This window comes from Arthrobacter sp. Cr_A7 (assembly GCF_029222765.1).
GTDB lineage: Bacteria > Actinomycetota > Actinomycetes > Actinomycetales > Micrococcaceae > Arthrobacter.
The window spans coordinates 1-4,360 of sequence record NZ_JARHXQ010000068.1; the positions used below are offsets into that span (position 1 = coordinate 1).

Annotated in this window: 3 protein-coding genes; 2 read left to right on the forward strand and 1 reads right to left on the reverse strand. The window is 65.6% G+C overall.

Annotated elements, in window-relative coordinates; genetic code table 11:
* Positions 1–321 precede the first annotated feature (321 nt).
* Positions 322–1,698, forward strand: coding sequence for an FAD-binding oxidoreductase (locus P2Q66_RS04185; protein ID WP_275725842.1), 1,377 nt, complete (start codon positions 322–324; stop codon positions 1,696–1,698).
* A 204-nt stretch (positions 1,699–1,902) separates the two neighbouring features.
* The gene (locus P2Q66_RS04190; protein ID WP_275725844.1) at positions 1,903–3,717 is read left to right on the forward strand and encodes a calcineurin-like phosphoesterase family protein; all 1,815 of its coding nucleotides are present in this window, start codon (positions 1,903–1,905) and stop codon (positions 3,715–3,717) included.
* Between the two features lie 115 nt (positions 3,718–3,832).
* Here P2Q66_RS04190 and P2Q66_RS04195 read toward each other — a convergent pair.
* On the reverse strand, positions 3,833–4,360 hold a 528-nt coding region (locus P2Q66_RS04195), incomplete at its 5' end, for a ketopantoate reductase C-terminal domain-containing protein (RefSeq protein ID WP_275725847.1).

Below are 4,360 nucleotides of genomic sequence, written 5' to 3' on the forward strand. Positions count from 1 at the left end.
ATGCCGGGACGTGCCTTTTCCTGCCGCTTCTTGACCTTGAAAAGGGGCAGGCGTAGCTTACGGGTAGTCGTCGGCCCAAGGGTGTCCCAAGCTTCGCCCGGCAGCGTCGCCGGCAGGCGCATATTCGAGAATCACGCCGGTGCTGCGTGCTACCTGCATGCAGCACCAAGCGCATCCGGTCTCCTCCGTTGCTTCAGGGCCGTCAGGCCTGTTCCCGGGCTCTTCCGGGACCGCATCGGCTGCATCATGAACGTCCCGCACGGCCGGGGGATGCCGAGCCAAGTCCCCGAGCGGCCATGCCCGGGGCGAATGGAAGTCTCCATGGACAACAACGGATTCCAGGCCCTGCAGGAAAAAGTACGGGGCCAGGTCATCACTTCAGACCACCCCCACTACGACGCGTCACGGGCCGTCTACAACGGCATGATCGACAAACGTCCGGCCGCGATACTGCGGGTGTCGCAAGTCGCGGACGTCATCGCAGGAGTAAATTTCGCCCGCGACAACGGCATGGACCTCGCGCTGCGGGGCGGCGGTCACAGCGCCCCCGGGTTCGGAACCTGCGACGGCGGCCTGGTGCTGGACTTCGCCGACCGCACCGGCGTCCGGGTGGATCCTGCTGCCCGGACGGCCCGGGCTGAGGCAGGCACCACCTGGGCCGACTTCAACCACGCCACAAACGCGTTCGGGCTGGCAACAACCGGCGGCATTATCGGATCCACAGGTGTTGCTGGACTGACGCTCGGCGGTGGCATTGGCTACCTCGCCCGCAAGCACGGCCTGTCCTGCGACAACCTCGTATCCGCGGACGTGGTGACGGCGGACGGGAAGTTCCTCACGGCCAGCACCACCGAGAACGACGATCTCTTCTGGGCGTTACGCGGCGGCACCGGAAACTTCGGCGCCGTCACGTCCCTGGAATTCGCCCTGCACCCGGTGGACGTGGTCTACGGCGGTGTGGTGATCTACCTGCTCGTGCACGCTGAGGCTGTTGGGCAGTTGTACCGGGACTACATCGCCAAAGCTCCCGAAGACATGGGAATCTTCCTCGGATTCCACCAGGGTCCGCCGGTTCCCTTCCTGCCGGAGGAGCACCACGGCAAGCCCGTTGTAGTTGTGGTGGGCGGCTGGACAGGTCCCCACGATGAAGGCGAGCGGCAGTGGCAGCAGTTCCTGGATGTCGCCCCGGTCGCCGGGTCGTTTGTCGGCCCGCTCCCGTACCCGATGCTCAATACCTTGTTCGACCCGCTGCTCCCGAAGGGCCTTCAGGCATATTGGAAGGCGGAGTTCCTTCCGGAGCTGAGCGACGATGTGATCGGTGTTGCCCGGAAGTTCGGAGCCGGCGTGCCCAGTCCCCAGACCGCCAATCATTTCTACCCCATCAACGGTGCGGCGCAACGTGTGGGACAGGATGAGACTGCCTTTCCTTACCGGAATGCCAACTTCTCGGTAGCCATCGCCGGAATGTGGGAGTCCCCAGAGGACAACGCGGCCAACACGAGGTGGGTCAGGGACTACCACCAGGCCCTGCATCCTTATGGAGCCGGCGGGGGCTACGTGAACTTCCTTGATGCCGACGATCAGTCCAGCATCGAGGACAACTACGGCGGCAACTACGGCAGGCTGGCCAGGATCAAGGCGAAGTACGATCCCGGCAACCTGTTCCATATCAACCAGAACATCAAACCTGCGGCCTGAAACAGAGAAGAGCGTTTCCTCACCTCAGAGCGGGTCCGACGGCGGCAGGCACCTTGGGCGGGTCCTGCCGCTTGATGAGTGGTTACGTGTGCGTCCACTTCCCGTGGCCTACCCGTGGGTAACCGTTTACCTGGTCCTGTGAGGGTGGATGCGCCGGCTGGAACGGCCGGCAGCATTCACTCGACCCGGAGGACCTTCGTGTACTTGATTGCCAGACCGTCCAAGTTGCATCCCGCCCGGCCTGGGGCCCTGACCGCCAGCACCCTGGCCGTCATTGCCGCAGCGTCCCTGATGAACCCTTCTGCTAGCAACGCCGCCGAGTCCACCGATTGGGCCGCCACCGCCTACCGCGGAAGCGTGAATGTGGTGGAGGGGCCTGACGAGAACCAGCAGGCCATCGACGGCGTCGCCTTCGTGGACGAGGACCAGGACTCCGTGCAGGACGGAAACGAGCGCGGCCTGGCCGGGGTGACCGTATCCAACGGGCGTGACGTCACGAAGACCGACAGCCAGGGCCGCTACGAGCTGCCGGCCTTCGACAACATGACCGTCTTCGTGACCCAGCCCCGCGGCTACCAGGTTCCGGTGGACAGGGACAACGTGGCCCAGTTCTTCTACCACCACCTGCCGGCCGGCTCGCCGGAGCTGAAGTTCGGCGGCATCGAGCCGACCGGAGAGCTGCCGGACCAGGTGAACTTCCCGCTGGCCAAGAGCGGCCTGACCCAGTCGCCTGAACAGCACTGCGTCATCGGCGGCGACGTCCAGACCTACGACCAGGACGAAGTCGGATACGCCCGCACCGGCGCCTTCGCTGACCTGGCCGCGCGGACGGACTATGCAGGCTGCGGGGCATTGTTTATTGGCGACGTGGTGGGCGATGACCTCTCGCTGTACCCGCAGACCCGGGAACTGGCCGGCATGCTGAACGGCCCGGCCCGGTTCCTCCCCGGCAACCACGATCTTGACTTCGATGCCACCAGCAGCGAGCACACGTTCGACACGTTCAAGGCCAACCTGGGGCCGGAGTACTACTCCTATGACGCCGGTAAGGCCCACGTCGTGGCCCTGAACACCGTGGAGTTCCCCACCAAGCTCCCGGCCGCTAAGGGCGACTACACCGGTTCGCTGGATGAGCAGCAGCTGGAATGGCTGCGCAATGACATCGCCCAGGTGCCGCAGAACCAGCTGATCGTCCTGGCAGCACACATCCCCCTGCTCGATTACGCCGACCAGGGCAGCAGCAAGCACCAGGTGGAGCAGGTCAAGGAGATCTACAAGATCCTCGAAGGCCGCGAGGTGGTCGCGCTGGGCGGACACACCCACAGCATCGAGAACCTCCGCGAAGGCGACTCCCTGGCAGGCTGGTCCGAACTGTTCGGCATCGACGCCCTGCCGTTCACCCACATCACCGCCGGCGCCATCTCCGGTGACTGGTACTCCGGACGCCAGACCGCCGAGGGCTACCCGCTCGCTTACCAGCGCGACGGCGGCCTGCCGGGCGTGCTGACGCTGGACATCAAGAACACCGAGTTCCAGGAGCGCTTCACGGTCCGCGGCGAGGACGAGTCACTGCAGATGTCCGTGGGCCTGAACACGCCGCGCTACCGCGAGTGGTACGCCCAGAACCTCGCTAAGAAGGGCAGCGCCCCCGAATTCACCGACCCGCTGACGGTCTCTCGGGAAGACCTGGCCAACACCACCTGGCTGACCACCAACTTCTGGATGGGCAGCACCGGCTCCACTGTGAAGGTGCAGCTCGACAGCGGCCAGAGGGTTGAGGCGGTCCGCACCCAGCAGATGCAGGGCGAAGGCCAGCTGGTGGGCGCTGAATGGTCCGACCCGGTCGCGGTTCAGGAGCAGCTGGTCAACGGCGGAAGCCTGGCCGACCGCATGATGCACCTGTGGCGGCTGCAGCTGCCCGCCGACCTGGCAGCCGGCGAGCACACCGCCACGGTCACCGCCACCGACGTCTACGGCCGGACCTTCACCGAGACCCTGACCTTCCAGGTCGCCGGATAAAGCCTCCGGTGGTTGAGCCTGTCGAAACCCCTGGTGATTACCACTGCACGTAGTCCGGCTGCTTAGCGGACACGAAAGCCCTGGCACGAGGAACCGTGCCAGGGCTTTTCCGCATTCAGCGCGGGAGGCCGGCCCTGATCTGGATGAGGGTGAGGTCCAGCAGCGGCGTCGGGACGTTGAGGTCGCGGGCCCGGCGCGCGAGGTCGCCGAGGATGTGCTCCGCTTCGGAAGGAAGCCCTGCGGTGAGGTCCCGGTACAGCGAGGAGGTGAAGGCCGAGCCCGGCTCGGTGAGGATTCCCACCGCCTGCGTGTGAGCGGCGTCGGAAACAGGATGCCCCGCCGCTGCGGCCACTGCTTCAGTTTCGCTGATGGCCTCCACGATCCTGGACTGCCCGCCGGCGTCGAGGATCCGTCCCACCGGGGCCCGGAACAGGCAGTTGACGATTCCCGCGGCCGCGATGAAGGCCCACTTATCCCACAGTGCGCCCATCACGTCGTCCACTACTGAGAAGTCGACGCCGGGTACGTCCAGAGCTTCGGAAACCTTTTGAGGGACAGGGTTTCCGTTCAGCCCGCCCACCATGAGGGAGGTCAGGGGCACCTGCTGGCGGACCACATCGCCGTCGAGCGTGGCGACGATCCG

Coding starts and splice junctions, on each gene's coding strand:
- P2Q66_RS04185 (WP_275725842.1), top strand. CDS start 322: ATGGACAACAACGGATTCCAGGCCCTGCAGGAAAAAGTACGGGGCCAG.